This window comes from Paenibacillus sp. 1A_MP2 (assembly GCF_052244825.1).
In the GTDB taxonomy this organism is placed as follows: Bacteria; Bacillota; Bacilli; order Paenibacillales; family Paenibacillaceae; genus Paenibacillus; species Paenibacillus vandeheii.
On record NZ_JBQQCS010000001.1, the window covers coordinates 681155 to 698339 of the forward strand.

The 17185-nt window shown below is 47.9% G+C and carries 13 protein-coding genes and 1 pseudogene; 12 read left to right on the forward strand and 2 right to left on the reverse strand.

Features of this window, described 5'->3' with window-relative positions; genetic code table 11:
• Nucleotides 1-116 precede the first annotated feature (116 nt).
• The 9 genes from ACTWJ7_RS03560 to ACTWJ7_RS03600 all read left to right on the forward strand — a co-directional run bounded on the left by ACTWJ7_RS03560 (nucleotide 117) and on the right by ACTWJ7_RS03600 (nucleotide 12146).
• Nucleotides 117-539 (forward strand): SRPBCC family protein, encoded by a 423-nt coding sequence (locus ACTWJ7_RS03560; protein WP_079348046.1) that lies wholly within the window; start codon nucleotides 117-119, stop codon nucleotides 537-539.
• Between the two features lie 228 nt (nucleotides 540-767).
• Nucleotides 768-3863 (forward strand): ATP-binding protein, encoded by a 3096-nt coding sequence (locus tag ACTWJ7_RS03565; protein WP_301880444.1) that lies wholly within the window; start codon nucleotides 768-770, stop codon nucleotides 3861-3863.
• A 98-nt stretch (nucleotides 3864-3961) separates the two neighbouring features.
• Nucleotides 3962-5122, forward strand: coding sequence for a response regulator (locus ACTWJ7_RS03570; RefSeq protein ID WP_301880443.1), 1161 nt, complete (start codon nucleotides 3962-3964; stop codon nucleotides 5120-5122).
• A gap of 27 nt (nucleotides 5123-5149) precedes the next feature.
• Complete coding sequence (locus ACTWJ7_RS03575) at nucleotides 5150-6502, forward strand: cryptochrome/photolyase family protein (RefSeq protein WP_301880442.1); 1353 nt, start codon at nucleotides 5150-5152, stop codon at nucleotides 6500-6502.
• A 301-nt stretch (nucleotides 6503-6803) separates the two neighbouring features.
• Nucleotides 6804-7979: an acyltransferase gene (locus tag ACTWJ7_RS03580; protein WP_301880440.1), complete on the forward strand. Its 1176-nt coding sequence runs from the start codon at nucleotides 6804-6806 to the stop codon at nucleotides 7977-7979.
• A gap of 400 nt (nucleotides 7980-8379) precedes the next feature.
• Nucleotides 8380-10053, forward strand: a complete 1674-nt coding sequence (locus tag ACTWJ7_RS03585) for an HNH endonuclease (RefSeq protein WP_367620538.1) — start codon at nucleotides 8380-8382, stop codon at nucleotides 10051-10053.
• Nucleotides 10054-10326: 273 nt separating this feature from the next.
• Complete coding sequence (locus ACTWJ7_RS03590) at nucleotides 10327-10986, forward strand: TVP38/TMEM64 family protein (protein WP_301880439.1); 660 nt, start codon at nucleotides 10327-10329, stop codon at nucleotides 10984-10986.
• An 87-nt stretch (nucleotides 10987-11073) separates the two neighbouring features.
• Complete coding sequence (locus ACTWJ7_RS03595; protein ID WP_443145133.1) at nucleotides 11074-11403, forward strand: hypothetical protein; 330 nt, start codon at nucleotides 11074-11076, stop codon at nucleotides 11401-11403.
• Complete coding sequence (locus tag ACTWJ7_RS03600) at nucleotides 11400-12146, forward strand: DUF1835 domain-containing protein (protein WP_443145134.1); 747 nt, start codon at nucleotides 11400-11402, stop codon at nucleotides 12144-12146. The genes ACTWJ7_RS03595 and ACTWJ7_RS03600 overlap by 4 nt, the downstream gene beginning before the upstream one ends.
• A gap of 340 nt (nucleotides 12147-12486) precedes the next feature.
• On the opposite strand, the gene ACTWJ7_RS03605 is transcribed toward ACTWJ7_RS03600, so the two are convergent.
• Nucleotides 12487-13005 (reverse strand): cupin domain-containing protein, encoded by a 519-nt coding sequence (locus tag ACTWJ7_RS03605; protein ID WP_079348034.1) that lies wholly within the window; start codon nucleotides 13003-13005, stop codon nucleotides 12487-12489.
• Between the two features lie 149 nt (nucleotides 13006-13154).
• Between ACTWJ7_RS03605 and ACTWJ7_RS03610 the strand changes: the two genes are divergently transcribed.
• The gene (locus tag ACTWJ7_RS03610) at nucleotides 13155-14162 is read left to right on the forward strand and encodes an NAD-dependent epimerase/dehydratase family protein (RefSeq protein ID WP_301880437.1); all 1008 of its coding nucleotides are present in this window, start codon (nucleotides 13155-13157) and stop codon (nucleotides 14160-14162) included.
• 159 nt (nucleotides 14163-14321) lie between these two features.
• Here ACTWJ7_RS03610 and ACTWJ7_RS03615 read toward each other — a convergent pair whose 3' ends face one another.
• Nucleotides 14322-14495, reverse strand: coding sequence for a CsbD family protein (locus ACTWJ7_RS03615; protein ID WP_285076017.1), 174 nt, complete (start codon nucleotides 14493-14495; stop codon nucleotides 14322-14324).
• 854 nt (nucleotides 14496-15349) lie between these two features.
• On the opposite strand from ACTWJ7_RS03615, the gene ACTWJ7_RS03620 reads away from it, so the two are divergent.
• Both ACTWJ7_RS03620 and ACTWJ7_RS03625 read left to right on the forward strand, forming a co-directional pair.
• Complete coding sequence (locus ACTWJ7_RS03620) at nucleotides 15350-15796, forward strand: DUF1641 domain-containing protein (protein WP_024629786.1); 447 nt, start codon at nucleotides 15350-15352, stop codon at nucleotides 15794-15796.
• 23 nt (nucleotides 15797-15819) lie between these two features.
• Nucleotides 15820-17000 (forward strand): annotated as a pseudogene (locus tag ACTWJ7_RS03625) (NAD(P)/FAD-dependent oxidoreductase).
• The last annotated feature ends 185 nt before the right edge of the window (nucleotides 17001-17185 follow it).

A 17185-nucleotide genomic window follows, 5' to 3' on the forward strand; every position in this document is an offset into this window, starting at 1 on the left:
TTTGACACGCATTATTGAATCTTGAACAATAAGTGAAAAGGGCATTTTGCATAATCCCATGAGCGATCAAATGGAAAGATGAAAAATGCTGATATATATACTAGGAGGCGATTCGAATGGAATCTTCAAGTGCATTGCCGGATATTCGGGAACAATTGTTGCTTCACGCACCTGTGGAGAACGTATGGGGAATTGTATCGACTTCCAAAGGCTTGGAATCATGGTTTATGCCGAGCAATCTGGAGCCGGTGGAAGGGCATGAATTTATATTGGAGGCAGGACCCTTCGGGAAATCACCATGCAAGGTCACAGAGGTTCAACCGCCACACAAGCTGTCATTCCAATGGGGTAAGGACTGGACACTAACATTTGAACTGACGGAGCAAGGACAAGATACAGATTTTACATTGATTCACAGTGGCTGGGATGCCGACAAGCTGACTGAATTTGGACAAGCTCATGCCATGGTTCGTGAACGGATGGAGCAGGGCTGGGCCGGAATTGTACAGAAACTGGCCCAAGTGGTTGGGCAAGCGTAAGAAAAAGGGAGAAGTACAACAGAGAAGTAAAACAGATGTCAGCAAATTTAAATAAGTCACAGGTCTTACTCCGGTCTGCATTCCGGTAGTTAAGCCTGTGGCTTTTTTGGTGTTAAAATATCATAGAAGAACTATTTCCGTCCGCAACAGAAACGTGTAACATGGAGTTATAGATATAAAACGACAAAATTAGACGTCTCTCGCGATGGAGGCGGAAGGATTACATAGATGAGAAAACACTGGATTATGCTCACCATTAGCTTTATATGTATTGTTGTCTTTCCTCTAGGATCCATTGTACAAACGTTATTTTCCGAGCGCGGAAATCCTCATGGGAGGGACGGGGTCCTGGATCTGACACGCTGGGATTTCGACAGGCAGGGGGCTGCATCCCTGAATGGTACGTGGGATTTCTATCCGGGGCAATTGTTGGCACCCGTTGACTTTGAGGCGCATTTATCAGGACGCAAGCCCCTCTCCGAGCCTTTACCTATCCATGTCCCATCCCGCTGGAATGGGACTATGGGAGAGGCGCATGGGTATGGGACCTATCATTTGCGTGTTCGAATTCCCCCAAGAGCAGAGAAGAATGATTATGGGATACGTACCCAAAATATTCGTATGGCCCATCGGATATTTATAGATGGCAAAGAGATTGGCGGCAAAGGGCTGCCAGGCACAACGCAAAATACGGATATTCAGCTCAATTTGCCTTTTACGGGATTTACCTCCATAGAAGGCAACGTTGCAGATATTATCATTCAGGTATCCAATTACAGCTACTCGTCTGGCGGCATCATTGCATCCGTTTTGTTCGGGGACGAGCACAGCATTCTGAAAAGCCAACAGCAGGACTGGCTCCAGGACCTGATGACCCTGTTCGGATTTATTCTGCCAGCTGCCTTCTTCCTGATGCTTTTCCGGCTGCGACGCAGTGAAAAAGAGCTTCGGTATCTGGGATTATTCAGCCTGTCCGGTGCGATGTACGCTTTGACTCATGGAGAGAAGTTGCTGGGGACACTGTTACCATTCCTGCCGAATAATGAATTTCTGCGGATTCAATTAATTAGCGCGGCTCTTGCGTATTATTACTTGCTTCGTTATATGGATGCGCTTGTACCTGGAGCGGTCCATTCATGGTTTGTTCGCTTGGGTGTGGTTCTGGTACTAGTCCAATGCGCGGTGGGTCTTATATTGTCTCCTGTGCTGTTCTCCATGCTGGAGCTGCCTATGCTGCTGATTTCAATTGTGGTCATTGGTTACACGTTACGAGCCATGCTCCATTGGCTGAAAAAGCGACCGAATGATGGTCATTTTGTCCTGATGAGCATGATGAGTATATTTATGGTGGTTGTGCTGCACACCGTGGGTGCTTTCACCACTGTGGATACGACATTTCTTGCGCTGTACGAGCTGCTGTTATTTGTTTTTGCACAGATGATTCTAACAGCGATCCGGTTCGCACAATCATTCCGTGAAGTTGAAGCGTTGTCTGAACGTTTGCTTGCCATCGACAGTCTCAAGGATGAATTTATGGCGAATACGTCCCATGAACTGAGAACTCCCCTGCATGGCATCATTAATATTGCGCAATCGATGTTGGAAGGGGCGGCCGGGGCGGTAACACCCAAGCAGGCCAAAAATCTGTCCATGATCACGTCCACTGGAAAGCGGCTTTCGCTGCTGGTAAACGATATTCTGGATTTTTCCAAGCTCAAAAATGGTGAAATTGAATTAAAACGGAGTGCTGTTGATCTCGAATCGGTTGCTCGAACAGTCGTTGAAGTCTCTGGTTTCACCTTTGAGGACAAACCGATTGTGCTGATTCAGCAATGGCCGCCAGCGTTACCGTTGGTTGAGGCCGACGAGGATCGACTAAGACAGGTTCTGTACAATTTGCTGGGCAATGCGTATAAGTATACGAAGCAAGGGGAAATTCGGCTGTATGCCCGTGTGGATGGAGCTCTGGTGACGGTATCTGTTGCGGATACGGGGGTTGGAATTGCTGCAGATAAACTGGAAGACATATTTCAGTCTTACGAACAGGGCAACGGAACAAGTGAGAGGGTTAACGGGGGAACTGGCCTTGGGCTGAGTATCACTCGCAAACTGGTCGAGCTTGGCGGAGGGACCATCTGGGTAGAATCGAAGCCGGGTGAAGGTTCGACCTTTCATTTCACTCTGCCCATTGTTCAATTTCCGCTGCTGCAGGCAAGTTCGAGACCTGTTGCAGCCCAATATGTAGCTGCTCAAGAAATAAGAGCACAGGATACGGCTGCAATCGATTGGGATGAGACAGATGAGATTGTGGAAGCTGAACATACCATTCTAATTGTAGATGATGATCCCGTGAACCGACAGGTCCTGTTCAACCTGTTATCGACGGAACGATATCGTGTCATTGCAGCGGATAGTGGGGCTGCGGCATTAAAACTGCGTGAAGAACACCCATCCATTGCTCTTGTCATTACCGATTGGATGATGCCGCAAATGTCCGGGCTTGAGCTATGTCGCAAGCTGCGGGAGAGCAGTTCCCTGTCCGAACTGCCCATACTGATGCTGACGGCTCGCGGGATGCCTGAGGACATCAAAATGGGATTCCAGGCAGGAGCAAATGACTTTCTGAGCAAACCTGTAGATGCAGGTGAACTGCGTGCCCGGGTACGGACGTTAATTGAGATGCGTACCTCGGTACAGGAGGTTGTTCGCACGGAAATGGCTTTTTTGCAGGCTCAGATCAAACCGCACTTTCTATATAATGCGCTCAACGTCATTATTGCAACATGCGCTGTCAATCCGGACAAAGCGACCGATCTGCTTATTGAACTGAGCCAATACCTGCGGGGAAGTTTCGACTTCCAGAACCGCGACCAACTGGTTCCGCTTGCCAAGGAACTGGAATTGGTGGAGTCCTATGTACATCTGGAGCAGGCAAGGTTTGAGGAACGTTTGGTAGTTCATTATGATGTAGACCCGGATGTGCGTCTGTACCTGCCACCGCTCAGTATTCAACCGCTTGTGGAGAATGCAATTCGACATGGGGTGATGGCGCGTGCTGCAGGCGGTACGGTTAACCTTGGCATTCTAAGGGAAGGTGAGCACATTGTCATTCAGGTTCAGGATGATGGAGTGGGCATACCCCCTGAGCGTTTGGCTCAGGTACATTCCGGGCGCACGGAAGGTCCTGGAGGTGTAGGGCTGCAGAATATAAATCGGCGTCTGTTGTCCTTGTATGGTCACGGACTGGAGATTCAGAGCCATTCGGGAAAAGGAACGATAATACGGTTCCGCATACCTGTGAAGGAGGGGCTCATCTCCAAATAACGAGCCTCTTGAGTTGGATCTGGTTAAAAAGGAATAAGCGGATGCCAGTATACGCGGTATTCCCATTGAATATTTCATGGCAGGAGGCTGGAAGAGCGATGAAAGCCATTGTAATCGATGACGAGAAACCGGCGCAGCTTCATCTGGAGCGCCTCTTACGATCGGATGGGCGGATTATTCCCATGCAGTGTTTTTCGACAGCCCGTGCCGGTCTGGATTTTCTGGCAAATGAGCGTGTGGACGTTGTGTTTCTCGACATTGGCATGCCGGAAATGAATGGACTGGAAGCGGCTGAATATATACAGCAATTGGACAGCAGTATTCGCATTATATTTGTAACGGCTTACGCCGATTATGCGGTTGATGCCTTTGAGCTTGAGGCGCTGGATTATGTCCTGAAGCCGGTAAGTTCAGTGCGACTTGCCAAAACGATTGATCGCATTGCTGCAGGAATGATATCGTCATCCTCTCAGGTTGCTGCAACTGCTGAGGATCAGGAACTTGAGGCCGTGGGAGTGGATACCCATGTACCTGGATTGCTTACTTTCAAACATCTGGATATCTACAGAAGCCTGGACCCGGAAGCACAGAAGCACAAGTGGCGCACAGCCAAATCGCAGGAACTGTTTGCGTTTTTGTTTCACCATAGAGGGGATTGGGTAAGCAAAGAGATTCTGCTCGATCAGTTGTGGGCAGATGTCTCACAAGAGAAAGGCCTAACGCATTTGCATACTTCCGTATATCAGATCCGCAAACTGCTGAAGGAATGGAGCATGACAGGCAAGCTGGAATACAACATGAACCGTTATCGTCTGTTATCGGGTAATCTGGTCAGTGATGTAGAGCAATTCGAGCAAAGGACAGCATACGCTGCCGTTACGTCAGACAATGTGGATCAGTTGAGGGATATTATCCCGCTCTATCGTGGTGATTATCTGGAGGAGCATGATTATCGCTGGGCTCAATCCAAAGTGAGAGATCTGAGACGTAAATATGTGGGGCTGGTTATGGATATCGCCGAATGGGACATGAAGCATGGACGTGGCAAGGAAGCGATAGAGCAATTGAGCGAACTACAGGAACGGGAGCCCTATGCCGAGGAGATCTGCCGATTAATGATGAGAGTATATGCATCCATGGATGATCAACAAGCCATACTCAGAATATATCATTCATTTACGCTGACCCTGCTTGAGGAACTGGGACATCAACCGGAGTCGGAGACAAGCAGACTATATGAAGAATTAACGGCAAAGTAGGCAGAAGTTCACGCAGGAGGATGAAGCATGAAGTTATTCATACATCGCAAAGATTTGCGTACAGATGATCTGGTCGCATTCGATTATTTGCGGAATCAGGATGCGGAGAGTCTGCATGTGCTCATTTATGATCCTTTCCTGCTGCGGCAGGGGCGTGATCAGGAACATAGCGGAGTGAACTTTCTACAGCATGCTGTAAAGCTTGGTAAGCGGTATCGGGAGTCAGGCCGCAAGCTGCACGTGGCTTATGGCAAACCAGCTGAGGTGATTGATTACATCCTCGAACAAATGCAAAGTCGTGTAGATGAAGTCATTGTTCATCGGGATATGACCCCGTATGCAATCGAACGGGATCGTGGAATACGCAAGGTAACCGAGGAACGAGATGTCACATTTACGCAGCTGACGGATCATTTGCTGATGGACCTGCCGGGGTTCGCTGATTTTACGGGCAAGTCGGAGCCATATAAAGTTTTTGCCGCTTTCCACCGGCGCTGGGTGGAATTCATGAATGAGCATCCCAATCCAGCATCAACCACTACGGTTGCGGATATGAAGGTCAGTGATCAGCAGATAGAGTGGCCGGAGACCTTCCAGGTACCCCCACATTTGCTGGCATTTAATAGTTCAGATTTGAATGATCCTCATCTCGTATTGGACTGCTTTCTGTCCGACAGGATTGCCGATTACGGAGACCATCGGGATGAATATGAAGCATATGAACCGAGCCGTCTCAGTTCTTATGTAGCTGTGGGAGCTGTATCCATCCGCAAGATGTATGATGCTGCGAAACGCACGGACTATTCGGACGAATGGATCAGACAATTGTGCTTCCGTGACTTCTACCTGTATCGGGCAGTGTATGAGAGTCATTATTTTACATATGAGAAAAGTTACGATCTGTCGCCGCTCAGCGATTACTACTTCGAACGGTGGTGCAAGGGCGAAACAGGCATTCCGATTATCGACGCAGCGATGACGGAACTGAATGAGACGGGACATATGCCGAATCGGCTTCGTATTCTGACCGCGATGTTTCTTACCAAAAACCTGCAATGCCCCTTTACGCTGGGCGAAGCGTATTTCAGACGCAAGCTCAGTGACTATGACAACATTCAAAACCGGGGCAACTGGTTGTGGTGTGCATCACTTGGAGAGAATGCAGCTCCATACTTTCGGGTGAACAACCCCGTGACACAGTCAGAGAAGTATGATTCTCAAGGCGATTATATCCGCAAATGGCTGCCTGACCTGAAGGATTTGCATAGCAAAGAGATTCATCAGCCCCGCCAGGATGCGATTGTTGATCTGAAAACATCCCGTCAGTCGGCTATTGATGTTTATAAACAAATTCTGGCGAGTCGTCAGACCAATGGTTAAGAAGCTCGCCTTAACATATAGGTTGATATAGGAAAGATCCATTTTAGTATTGGAGTTTACCATTTTCATCCCTGTGACCCAACATTATTTTGGACCCACAGGAACATGCTCACAGGCCGCGTCATAGCGGTCTTTTTTACATATATAGACATGAGAAGACGGTGAAAATTGTTGAAAATTTAGGAACTTTTAAGAAATTGGACTACCCTTCTTAAGCTTTATGCCTTTTAATAGATAGTGAGCTTATCGTACTAAGTCACATTAGACATATCAACGAACATAGTAAGGAGAAACGCTAATTATGAGTGAAACCATCAAAAGAGAGCGAATTCCAGAGCTGAATCTCGTACGGGCAATGGCCATCATCGGCGTGCTGTGTGTGCATTCCACTTCATACGCTACGGTGGACATGACAGGTTCAGGGTATTACTGGCTGTACAATTTTATTAATATTTTTATGAAATATGGTACACCCACGTTTATTTTCATGAGCAGTTTTGTGCTGTTCTATAACTATTATTCTCGCCCACTCGATAAGAAGCTGGTTAGTAACTTTTACAAAAAAAGATTTGTTTATATTTTGCTACCCTATTTCATATTTTCATTAATGTATTTTGTGATTCTGCACTTCACGCATTATCAGGGCCGTCCGTTCGGTGAATCAGCCGTAAGTTTCATAACGAAACTGTTCACGGGCAAGGCGTATACGCATCTGTACTTTGTATTTATTAATATGCAGTTCTATCTGTTATTCCCGTTGGTCTTGTGGCTGCTCAAGAAATATCCCTCAGTCGTCAAATGGTCAGTACCGATTGGGCTGCTCATTCAGTGGGCATTTATCGTAAGTAATAAATATGGCTTCCAGGTGCCGAACAAGGGAAGCTGGGCTTTCTCGTACTTTTCCTACTTCATGCTGGGTGCTTTTATCGGGGTATATTTTCCGAAGATTAAACAATGGTTTGTCATTAGTCGGGCCAATGCAACCAAAGCTCGTGTAGTTTCATGGATTTTGCTATGGGCAGTATGGATTTTTGCCGGACTCGGTCATGTGTACATTTATTATCTGCTGCGCATGAAGATTGCGACCTATAACACGCTGTGGTATGAGTTCTTCTGGAACTTGCATACGTTCGCCTGTGCGCTGGTGCTCATTCAGATTGCGTACCTGCTCTATCGCAAAGGACCATCGCTGATCGTCAAGCCGCTCAATCGGCTGGGGGCACTGTCCTTCGGTATTTATCTGATTCATCCATTTTTCCTGCTGGTTTATCGGAACTTCCCACCACAAACCGGGGTTTCCTGGTTGATTCACCTGTGGTACGCCGGAGGTTTTGGTGTGGCGCTGATTGCATCGTGGATTGTGGTTGGACTCACGGCAAGATTCATTCCGTTTGCATGGGTGATTTTCGGCAATTTGCCCAAACCGAAGCCAAGGTTGGTGCCGCAACAAAACTCGGGACAACTCGACGTTCGTTAAAAAATATTTATGCCAACACAGGAATAATAAACCGTTTCTTGGTCGACCATTAGGGTTGAGCGGGGAACGGTTTTTTGGTTGCTGGTTGGATTCATTATGGGGAACGGATGTTTCTTTTTCATACGCGAAGGGTAATGAGAAGGCGGAACACCATTTAAATAATTTGATAAGTAGAGAACTTTAAGAACAGGATTAAGGTGAGAACAATGACAACATGTGAACAATGCGGGAAACCGATGCAAGATATATTGGAATACGTGGAACATATCCTTCACGAATGCGTGGGGCAGACGCAGGAGTACAAGACAAAAGACTACGAGACATCTGGCTATGAGTGTGTTAGCGAGCAGATGTGATACAATAGAAAGAAACCGGATTCATACGGAACCGAGGTGACAACATGGAGACGGGCTTGGCCCCTTTCCGGCAGGAAATGACGGAACATGAAGCGCAACTGACCAAGACATGTATGTATTGCGGGCAAAAGCGACCTTTGTCCGAATTTCGACGAAGAACCGGAAAGCGGGCTGGCCCCGGAGCCAGACGCGGCGCTTGTCGCCGCTGTCGTCAGCTCGGTGGACAAGCGGATAACGATAGTGCCCATAACGTCTCAATTCCGCAGACGGATGAGCGTACGGGGAATCAAAATAGTGTCACAGCAGCCCGGCGGCATATAGCTGCCGACGCTTCTGCGTCTGTAAACCACGCAGCAGACCTGATCACAGATGCAGTGGACGGGGATTCAGGTTCTGTGTCTGCGTCAGACAGACGTATGGATGCTCAGCCTTCAGTGAATTCAACTTCTCCGAGAGAGCGGGACTCTGCTGACTATGGAGAAAATGTTGTCGCGGCTTCTGCTGTTATTCCTTCGCCTCCTTCAGGCAACAGGAAGAAACGGAGAAGAAGGAGGAAAGCGAAGCGTACTGACGTGCATACGGGTCATGAGCCGACGGAATTGATTTCGCAGACGAACCCCACGAGCGACATTGCAGATCTTCCACAGACCGATGTACTCCAACAACAAGACAGGGATTCGCAGGTGCATACAGCGAGTGCTGATCCATCTGCGAAGCGTGCCCGCGCGCGCATAGCCGCTGGCACGGATCAGGCCGCCGAGCAGGAAATGGCGGCGGCCAAGAAGGCTCTGCTGCCAGCCAAGCCGCAAGGCCCGGCAGCAGAGCCAGGGGCTGCGGATCAGCCGACCGCAGCCAAGCGCAAACGCAAGCGGCGCCGCAAACGTGCTGCCGCGCTGCCGTCCGGCGCAGAACAGGCCCGCAGCATAGCTGAGGCCAGTGCGCCGGACCAGAGCGACCGTGGCGATGCCAATACGGTCGCTGGACCCACAGCGGCAGCACAGCCTGCCGCTGCTGCACAGCCCGCGCCCGGCCAAGCATCGGGCGCGGCTATGGAGGCTGCGCCTCCTGCACCCGTGCGCCAGCCAGGCTCGCCCGGGTCGAAGCCGCGCCCTGCACGCAAGGAGCGTGCGCCCAAGGCGGGCAGCGAAGACACCGCCCGTGCCGGATCATCCGGGCAGCGGGCGCCTGCACATTCCAGCCGCAGTCACGGGGCTGGAACGGAAAGCCGTCCCCGCCGTCATACTCCGGCGGCTCCTGTAGCGATTGACCCGGAAGATCCGGCATCGCTTCGGACTAACCGGCAAGGCATGGTGCGCATGCGTGGCAAGACAGACAAAGGGCGGCGCTGGCACCAAGAAGTGGATATGGAGCTGGCGGTCACGTTGGTCAAGGAAAAGGCCGCTGTTGTGGTTAATCGGTACACGATTCGCCGACTGTTCAGTAACAAGGACTTCAAGCGGTTTATTTTGACTCGGGATAACTATACCTGTTATTTCTGTGGCTCGTATGGAGACACAATTGACCATCTTCTGCCGCGAGCCAAGGGTGGACATACCACTCCGCTCAATTGTGTCTGCGCCTGCAATCTGTGCAACCAGTCCAAAGCAGCGATGGATGCCGAGGAATTCATGCGTTCCGGTATTCCCGAGTGGAATGCTGCGCATCAGGAAGAGCTTAATGAATTGGAATTGGATATACAGGAAGCTCAGCTAGAATAATTTTAAGGGATACACTGCCCGGCTTGTTCCACAATCCGTTTCAGGCGGTGCATTTGATAAGGAGAGCACACCAAGACTGAACAGGTCCAGGTGTGCTTTTTTGTTTTTCAGCGCAGCGGGTGAAATTTCTTCAAATTGACAACGGTACGGCGTTCATATGTACGTTATACTGGGGGAGTGAGTAAAGATATTTCGGCATCCTTATATTCGAAAGCGGATTTGTTAACAAACATCATAGAAGAAATATTGGACTTATAGATTGGAGGGAAGCAGATGATCCCGGCATCTTTGGACATCATGTCCTATATTACGGAAGAGAATATTCGTTTTTGGCTGGAGAAGTTTCGCTCCCTGGGCCCTTTACCGGGAATTTTGCTTACCTTTATGAAATCGTTCGTGCCCCCGCTGCCTACATTGCTGATTGTTGGCGTTAACGGTGCGGTGTACGGGCTATGGGCAGGGTTTCTATATTCATGGATCGGGATGGTACTTGGCTGTACTGTTACATTCCTGATTGTTCGGGAGATTGGGAAATCGGCTTTTGTGGAACGTTGGGCGAGTAAACCCCGTGTGCAGCGCAGTATGGTATGGATTCGGCGGAATGCGTTTAGTTATGTGTTTTTGCTGAGTATATTCCCGGTGGGTCCGTTCGTCATTATCAATGTAGCGGCAGGTATCGCGCGGATGAGATTCATGTCCTTCCTGCTTGCGGTGAGCTTTGGTAAAGCCATTATGATCTTCTGTGTGACGTATATCGGTTCCAATGTAGCTCAGTTTATGGAGCATCCTGTGCGGTGGGGCGGCGTGTTGTTGTTTATTGCGGTCTCGCTGTGGGCAAGCCGGAAATTGGAGCGTCATTTTACCCGTTCGTCATCAAATCGTGAGGAAATAAATGATCTGAGTCACTCCTCTGGAAAGTCTATTTCGTCGTAAACTTACGGAAATGCAAATACGTACGTTCGATTTTGAATGGTTTAATCGGAGATGACATCTGTTTAGACTGTTTATAGGGGGATAAGCATGATTGACAATGTCTTTGATTTTGATAAGGAGCTGCACCTTATGAATGAGGATGAGCTGCGTTCGCTATTGCGTATGCTTTATCTTATTGCAGAAAGGGAAGTCAGTGTTCAGCCAGCGGAAGAACATTCTGATCATTTTGCAACGAAAATTCAGTCTATATTTAATACATTGGACGAGAATCGGAACCGGGAGAAAGCTGAGAAACAGGCGTTGATGGCACAGAAACCACGTGAAATTCATATAGCGATTGGAGAATCGCCGCTAGGCAGCATTAAGGTTGCGATGGGCAAGGTTCCAGGGCGCTCGGAGCGGCGGTTTTCTCTATGAATGACTACTATGCCATCGGTCCATTGGGCGATTTGACGAACAAGACGGATTTACACCGCAGACATCTCTGGTTACTCGAGAAACTCTATTTGAGTGAACATGGAAGTTATGCTGTTGAAGGCATGGATGAGCTGCTTCGATTAAACAGCGTAGTGAGTTCGATTGATGAAGATACGCGAATAACGATCTGGTATGCGAATAATGCTCATGAGAAAACGGGACTATTATATGCCATGTATTTGCTGCGTAACCGGCTTGCCCCTGTTTATTTGATCGAGACAAGTGCTTTATATCAGGAATTATTTAATAATTCTGAAGTTCAGCATGATGTTCTTAGAACAGGTGAGATTATTTCCGAGAAGTTGTTATCCATGTGGCGACACTGCGTGAATGCTGAACCGTTGTCTTTGGAGGAACGCAGACACATGGAGCAAGAGTGGGTGGATTTGGCTGTACAGCCGGGGCTTCTGCGGTTAATGAAGGATGGCGAGATTCAAAGCCTGCCCGAAGACGCGATTGATGAATACATTATGCAAAAAGCCAGAGAGCTTACGTTAACCAGACAGCCTGGTGAATTCATAAAATCAGCCCGTCTTGTTGGTGAGGTGTTGGGCCATCTCGAACAAGCTGTCGGAGACGCCTTTATTGAATACCGAGTCCGACAGTTGATCATACAGAGACGACTAGAGATGGAAGGAAATCCACATGCCATGCGATTCTACAGTGTGCGGCTCCCCCAGTAACTGAAAAGGGGCTTTCCCATAAGTTATGGGCATGATGGGGAGCCTCATTTTAGTCTCATTTTGATCTAATGAACCTAGTACACGCTATTCGCTCCCATTTGCTTAGTTCTGAGATGTAACGAATCACAGAGACGTTATTTCGTCGATTGGGGCGATTTCTAAGGTCTTTAGACCGTGCTGCACCGAAATAGCATTTCTGTAGTTCGTTAACATTTGTATTTCTTGAGAATTCGCAGTTTAGGGTGCGGTAGGTTCGTTAGCCGTGGAAGGTAGAGCGAAATCCCTGCGAGATAGCCTTATTGATGTAATTATTTCTCATTCTGATGATGCATGTATTCTTTCAATTCTTTTTCTCATTCCATAACTCCAACAGTGGCCCTTCTTGTCCATATACCGGATCGGTATCCGGAACCGGAACCTCTTGAATCTCTCGCAGAACTTCAGGTCGTTCTCCGGGTTTACCCGTCCTAGTATTGTAACTCATGCCACCCGGATAAGCCCCGGCTATGCGGAAATCAAGGCTCGCACTGAGCCGCTTATGTCCGGTTCCCGCAGGAAGTACAACGACATCTCCAGCCTGAAGGCGAACAGTCTGTCCATGTTCCCCGCCAAGAATGAGCTGAACCCAGCCGCTGACCACGGCAAGTACTTCATGAGCATTGCTGTGGTAATGATGATAATCAAACACACCGTTAATCCAGCTATTTCCCCATCCGTTACCGTTCAGTAACGACTCCGCACGAGAGGAATCTTTTGCCCAAATCCCTTTATAGAGAAGTACAGGCAGGCTCGTATGATTGGGAATCACACCATCGTCTTGAAATAACATCGTCTGTACATCATTCATTCGATCCTTCATCGTAAATATCACCTCTTTATGACATTACCCGTTTATTTCTGGAGAAGAACAAAAAACAATGGTAAAATGATACAAATTGTATCGCTTTAAGGTTATACTCAGAACATAGACTCTCTTTAGTGAACTTGTTGTATAAATCGCAAGGGGGAATGTGCTTGAACATTGTCATTACAGGGGCTTCTGGATTTGTAGGCTTTAACCTTTCGCAGTATTTAGCGCAAAAAGGACATCGAATCACCCTGGTGGATCAGGATGATTATTGTCAGAGGCTTGTTCACAGCTCCCCACTTCATGACATGGCCTTCATCTGTTGTGACCTCGCTACAGACAGATTCAGCTTGCCACACGAAACAGATTATATTATTCATCTGGCAGCGATGCCACACGTAGACTATTCGTATCATCACCCCGGAGAAGTGTTTCGTAACAACACCCTCAGTACACAGGCCATTCTGCAATATGCATCCGATCATCATATTCCCGTCGTACTGGCTTCATCCGTGGAGGTATATGGAGGGGAGATGGGCAGAGTGTATCATGAAACGGATGATTATGCTCCGGTATCCCCGTATTCCGCGTCCAAGGTAGCCTGTGAGATGCTTGCGCTATCCTATGCTCAATGTTATCAACTTCCTGTCAAACTATTTCGGTTGACCAACCTCTATGGTCCCTGGCAGCTGCCGGATCGGATTATTCCGCGTAATTTTGGGCGAATCATGGACGGACTTCCGCTGGATATCCAGGGATCGGCTGTACGTGATTTTCTGTATGTGGATGATGCGCTGCGAGCGATTGAACAGATTATGCTGAATGGACAAGATCAGCAGATCTATAACATTTCGACGGGGCAAGGAACGACCATGCAAGAGATAGGGGCGCTTTTGCAAACCATACATGGTTCCCATGGAACGGCACAGATTCGGGAGCAGGAACCTACCCAATCCAGGGGCTCGAGCCTGGTCGTTCACTCTGGAAAGCTGCGAGCAGAGCTCGGATGGTTCCCCAAGATAACGTTGGAACAGGGGCTAGAGCAGACCTTTCGATGGTATCAGGAACATCCCGATTGGGTAAGGCAATTCAGCCGGGAATATCATACGACAAGGGAGACGCGCAGTTTTATTATTGATATGGCCAGATACGCAGTTCCAGCTGTATAAACCAGAACAAAAAAAGCCAGGGAAGGGTGTAGGGAATAACACCTTCCTTGGCTTTTTCGCGCCCGTACAATTCCGAATGTTCATTCGGCTTGAACGGTAGGCAGCTTACCTATATCTACTGCACGAATCGTCGTGCGTTTTCACGTTAAACGAATGGATCTAGTGATGCTCTTTCACATCGGCAATTTTATCCTGTACAGCACCTTTGGCCTTATCTTTCTTGCCTTCAGCCTGAAGGGATCTGTTGTTAGTTGCATTACCGACCTGATCCTTCACTTCGCCTTTGGCTTTGTTTACGCCTGCTTTGATTTTATCGCTAGTTGAATTACTCATAATCGAACATCTCCTTCGTTTCTGGTGTAGTCCTTATTAACCGGGATATCCGTAGTCTAAACGTTCGCTTGTGGATAGGGGGCAAAAATTCTGCTGGCCATCAGCAAAGCGATGAGCATTCTGGAATTCAGTGTGCGCGAGCGTGTGCAATCACGGGGGACAGAGATGCCTGTAGATGATTTGAAAAACGATCGGGCGAACAGTGAAATAAACCTCAGGAGGCAGGACGATTCGTCAGGCCTCCTTTGTGTCTTTTTTGCTTTCAAGCCACGATAGGTTCATACTAAGGTAAGAAATGATGTCAATTCAGGAATAAGGCTGTACCCCTAGCTGCATAATAACGACAGTGACCAATTTCGTTGCATGAATTCATGGTTTTGGAAAACAATTCCTGAAAAATTAAGTTGAAAAATCCTCCCTTGTGTACATATCGCGCATATAGCCATATGGGATCTTGTCTTCATACCACATATGGTAGGATTACGGATCTGGGACAGGATGAAGAACGATTGTAATTCGATTGCAATGCTTGACAAAAAAATCGATTTTGTTACAATGTTCACAATATCTTCACAAGTGTAAAAAATTTCTTTTTCATGTTCATGTGTAAGAGGTGTAATATAGGGGTATAGAGTTCGGTTTCGGCCTGCTTGTCGTTTTGCGTCAACACATGTTGTCCGCAATAGACCCAAGATACAATACATGATGTGGGAGCGGTCCATGGGCTATGCTCATTCTATTGTGTGAAATTTGGTACATTTAGTTGTATTGGATGTATTTGTGGTTCGGCTCTGCTTGACAGGCATCATGAAAGTCGCGGACTTCTATCCCAAAGTAAAGGAGGACTTTCTCTTATGTCACAATCGCCTACTCAACAAGAGGTGCCGGTTACAGAAGGTGCCGACGTTTCCCAACGCCAGTCCTTGGACGTACTGGATCAACTGATGAAGCCTGAGGTACAGGAGTCTTTGACCGTTCTGGTGGAGAACCTGCCTAAACTGGCTGAAATGGTCACTGCAATGACCAAAGCTTATGACTTTGCACAAAGCGTAGCTACAGACAAAGTTCTGATCAGCGACACAATGAGTGCAATGGGTGAGTTTGCTAAACCTGTTGTAGACAAAGCTAAAGGTGTAGCTTCTGCTGCCATCGAAGCGAGTGATCGTGCGCAAGCCGAGCAAACTTCGGTTGGTTTGTTCGCTATGCTCAAAATGCTTAAAGATCCAAACGTACAACAAACGCTGCGTTTTGCTCAATCATTCTTGAGCATCCTGAACGAGCGTCAACAACAGCAACGTTAAGATTAGAAGAACGGAGGATGGATATGTCGAAGCAAATTTTGATCTTGGGCGGAGGTTACGGCGGTCTGTTGACTGCGCTGACTGCGCGTCAATACCTGACACCGGAAGAAGCGACTATTACAGTCGTGAACCGTTACCCTACGCACCAAATTATTACGGAACTGCACCGTCTTGCAGCGGGAAGCATTGCTGAAAAAGCAGTGGCCCTTCCACTCGAAAAATTGCTGAGTGGTAAAAACGTGAACTTGAAAATCGATACGGTGGATACAATCAAGCCGGACGAGAAAAAAGTTCTCATGACAAGTGGTTCTACTTACTCTTACGATGCGCTCGTTGTTGCCTTGGGCAGTGAAACGGCATTCTTCGGAATCCCAGGATTGCAGGAGTACAGCTTCACGCTGAAATCCGTTAGCGATGCTAACCGCATTCGTGCACACGTGGAAGCTCGTCTGGATGCTTACAAACAATCCGGCAACAAAGCAGACGCTACGTTTGTTATTGGTGGCGGCGGTTTGACAGGTATCGAACTTGTTGGTGAATTCGCTGACCTTCTTCCGGCTGTATGCCAAGAAAAGGTATCGACTTCAAAGAAGTTTCCCTGTACACGGTTGAAGCAGGTCCTTCCATTCTGGCAGGATTCCCTCCAGAACTGGTTGAGCGTGCTAAATCAAGTCTGGAAAAACGTGGCGTTAACTTCATCGTTGGCGTAGCGATTACCGAAATGAAAGAAAATGAAGTTCTGCTGAAAGATGGAAGCTCCATCCCTACGAACACACTCGTATGGACTGGCGGCGTTCAAGGTAATGCAGTTGTTGCCAACAGCGGAATTGAAGTGGATCGTGGCCGTGCGAAAGTTACGGAAGTACTGCAATCCACATCCCATAAAGACGTGTTTGTTGCTGGTGACAGCGCAGTGGTCTTCCCTAGCGAAGGCGCTCGTCCATACCCTCCAACAGCACAATTGGCTTGGCAAATGGGTGAAACTATTGGTCACAACTTGGGCGTAATGTTCAAAGGTGGCGCAATGGAATCCTTCACACCAGTATTCTCCGGTACACTGGGAAGTCTGGGTCGTAAGGATGCTGTCGGCATGATCGGTGGCAACCAGACTCGTCTGAAAGGTCTGCCTGCAACCATGATGAAAGAAGCAAGTAACATCCGTTACCTTGCTCATATTCACGGATTGTTTGCACTGGCTTACTAAGTTCTGTACGCCATGCAGCACACAAAGGTACCTCTACGAGGTGCCTTTTTTGTTGTAGCAATGAATACCTTATGGGCATGTAAAAGCATTTTTTAAAGGTAAGGGAGATATATCATGTCCATTTTCGTTTAAATGAAAGAGAAGTCTGATTTATAAAAAGCTGGTTACAAAAAGGAAAACCGAGA

Bases quoted from the DNA above. Each gene is read 5' to 3' on its own strand.
- ACTWJ7_RS03590 (WP_301880439.1), top strand. From the start codon at position 10,327: ATGATCCCGGCATCTTTGGACATCATGTCCTATATTACGGAAGAGAAT.
- ACTWJ7_RS03585 (WP_367620538.1), top strand. From the start codon at position 8,380: ATGGAGACGGGCTTGGCCCCTTTCCGGCAGGAAATGACGGAACATGAA.
- ACTWJ7_RS03580 (WP_301880440.1), top strand. From the start codon at position 6,804: ATGAGTGAAACCATCAAAAGAGAGCGAATTCCAGAGCTGAATCTCGTA.
- ACTWJ7_RS03610 (WP_301880437.1), top strand. From the start codon at position 13,155: ATGTGCTTGAACATTGTCATTACAGGGGCTTCTGGATTTGTAGGCTTT.
- ACTWJ7_RS03605 (WP_079348034.1), bottom strand. From the start codon at position 13,005: ATGAAGGATCGAATGAATGATGTACAGACGATGTTATTTCAAGACGAT.
- ACTWJ7_RS03600 (WP_443145134.1), top strand. From the start codon at position 11,400: ATGAATGACTACTATGCCATCGGTCCATTGGGCGATTTGACGAACAAG.
- ACTWJ7_RS03575 (WP_301880442.1), top strand. From the start codon at position 5,150: ATGAAGTTATTCATACATCGCAAAGATTTGCGTACAGATGATCTGGTC.
- ACTWJ7_RS03620 (WP_024629786.1), top strand. From the start codon at position 15,350: ATGTCACAATCGCCTACTCAACAAGAGGTGCCGGTTACAGAAGGTGCC.
- ACTWJ7_RS03570 (WP_301880443.1), top strand. From the start codon at position 3,962: ATGAAAGCCATTGTAATCGATGACGAGAAACCGGCGCAGCTTCATCTG.
- ACTWJ7_RS03615 (WP_285076017.1), bottom strand. From the start codon at position 14,495: ATGAGTAATTCAACTAGCGATAAAATCAAAGCAGGCGTAAACAAAGCC.
- ACTWJ7_RS03560 (WP_079348046.1), top strand. From the start codon at position 117: ATGGAATCTTCAAGTGCATTGCCGGATATTCGGGAACAATTGTTGCTT.
- ACTWJ7_RS03565 (WP_301880444.1), top strand. From the start codon at position 768: ATGAGAAAACACTGGATTATGCTCACCATTAGCTTTATATGTATTGTT.
- ACTWJ7_RS03595 (WP_443145133.1), top strand. From the start codon at position 11,074: ATGATTGACAATGTCTTTGATTTTGATAAGGAGCTGCACCTTATGAAT.